Here is a 1,946-nt window from a genome sequence, read left to right as displayed (position 1 = left end):
CCTGACCGGCATCTACGACCTGACGCTCCTGAACAAGGTCCTCAAGGCCGCCGGCAAGCCCGAGGTCTCCGACGCCGGCCTCGGCGCCAAGTAAGAAGAAGCCGAAGCTCTCGGCCTCGGCGGTGTGGCGGGTGGCGTTCCTCGCGCCGTACGGGGAACCGCAGTTCCCCGTACGGCGGACGAAACGCGAAAGGCCGCTCTCTCACGGATGAGAGAGCGGCCTCCGACCTGCGTTACCGCATGGTCGGGACGACAGGATGTGAACCTGCGACCGGTGGCGGCCAGTACCAGCGTGGCGGTGTCGTTGCCGCTGAGCCCGAAGCCAGGTCAGACCTCGCCTGATCTGGCTTTCGTCGTTTCACGCGGGCACCGTGATTCCAGCGACGATGAGGTCCTGGTCGATGAGCCACCGCCCGCTCCACAGGTTGCCGGGGAACGCAGGGTCGGTCTTCAGGAGGCGGGCGGAGAACGTCCCGTCGTAGTCGATCGTGATCTCGGCGTGCCCGAAGTCCAGCACTCGGCGGGCAATGGGGAACCAGGCCTTGTAGACGCACTCCTTCATGCAGAACAGCAGCCGGTCCCAATGGACCTCGGGCTCCAGGCGGGACAGCTCGGCCGTTCGGCGCCGCTCCGCCGGGAGCGCTATGAGGTCGAGCATGCCCTTGGGGAGGGGGAGATGGGGTTCGGCGTCGATGCCGACCGTGAGGATGTCGGATGACCGGGTCACGGCCGCCGCCCGGTATCCCTTGCAGTGGGTCATGCTCCCGATGACCCCCTCGGGCCATACGGGAGCCCCACGCTCACCGGTGAGGATCGGAACGGGTGCGATGCCGAGGTCCGCGAGTGCCTCCCGGGCGCACCGGCGCACGGTGGCAAACTCCTGCCTCCGCTTCTCGACGGCGTTGCTCACGATCTCCGACTCGGCGCCCAGGAGGGGTGTGCGGGCCGTATCGCCGAAGGCCTCGGCCGAGGCGACCCCGGGGGCCGGCACGAGCTTCTCGATCATGGTGCACCTGCACTGACACGGATCACTGCGGCGGGTTGCCGTGCTTGCGGGACGGCAGGTCGGCGTGCTTGGTGCGGAGCATGGCCAGGGCGGCGACGAGGACCCCGCGGGTTTCGGCGGGGTCGATGACGTCGTCGATCAGGCCGCGCTCGGCCGCGTAGTAGGGGTGCATGAGCTCGGCCTTGTACTCCTTGACCATGCGCGCACGCATGTCCTCGGGGTCCTCGGCCTCCGCGATCTGCCGGCGGAAGACGACGTTGGCGGCGCCTTCGGCGCCCATGACGGCGATCTCGTTGGTGGGCCAGGCGTAGGTCAGGTCGGCGCCGATGGACTGGGAGTCCATGACGATGTAGGCGCCGCCGTAGGCCTTGCGCAGGACCAGCGAGATCCGCGGGACGGTCGCGTTGCAGTACGCGTAGAGCAGCTTGGCGCCGTGGCGGATGATGCCGCCGTGTTCCTGGTCGACACCGGGGAGGAATCCGGGGACGTCCAGCAGGGTGACGAGCGGGATGTTGAAGGCATCGCACATCTGGACGAACCGGGCGGCCTTCTCGCTGGCCTCGATGTCCAGCACGCCTGCGAGGGCCTGGGGCTGGTTGGCGACGATGCCGACGACCTGGCCGCCCAGGCGGGCGAGGGCGCAGATGATGTTGCGCGCCCAGCGCTCGTGGATCTCCAGGACCTCCCCGTCGTCCACGAGTTCCTCGATGACCCGAGCCATGTCGTAGGGCCGGCTGCCGTCGGCCGGGACCAGGTCGAGCAGGACGTCCGAGCGGCGGTCGGCCGGGTCCCCGCAGGTCACCGCGGGCGGATTCTCACGGTTGTTCTGCGGCAGCAGCGACAGCAGGTACCGGACCTCGGAGATGCAGGTCTCCTCGTCGTCGTACGCGAAGTGCGCGACGCCGGAGGTCTCGGCGTGCACGTCCGCGCCGCCGAGGCC

2 protein-coding genes are annotated in these 1,946 nt (G+C 69.1%); both read right to left on the bottom strand.

Annotation, left to right across the window (positions count from 1 at the left end):
- Positions 1–358 precede the first annotated feature (358 nt).
- On the bottom strand, positions 359–1,006 hold the full coding sequence (locus ACZ501_RS35000) for a 4'-phosphopantetheinyl transferase family protein (protein WP_361611630.1): 648 nt from the start codon (positions 1,004–1,006) through the stop codon (positions 359–361).
- A 22-nt stretch (positions 1,007–1,028) separates the two neighbouring features.
- Positions 1,029–1,946: acyl-CoA carboxylase subunit beta (locus ACZ501_RS34995; protein WP_361611632.1), on the bottom strand; the 918-nt coding region annotated here is incomplete at its 5' end.

The sequence above is a fragment of the Streptomyces sp. NPDC034085 genome (assembly GCF_055575555.1).
Note: the sequence above shows the minus strand (reverse complement) of the source record. Positions and strands in the feature narration are given on the sequence as shown.

Excerpts from the sequence above, each read along its gene's own strand:
- ACZ501_RS35000 (WP_361611630.1), bottom strand. The coding sequence starts at position 1,006 with ATGATCGAGAAGCTCGTGCCGGCCCCCGGGGTCGCCTCGGCCGAGGCC.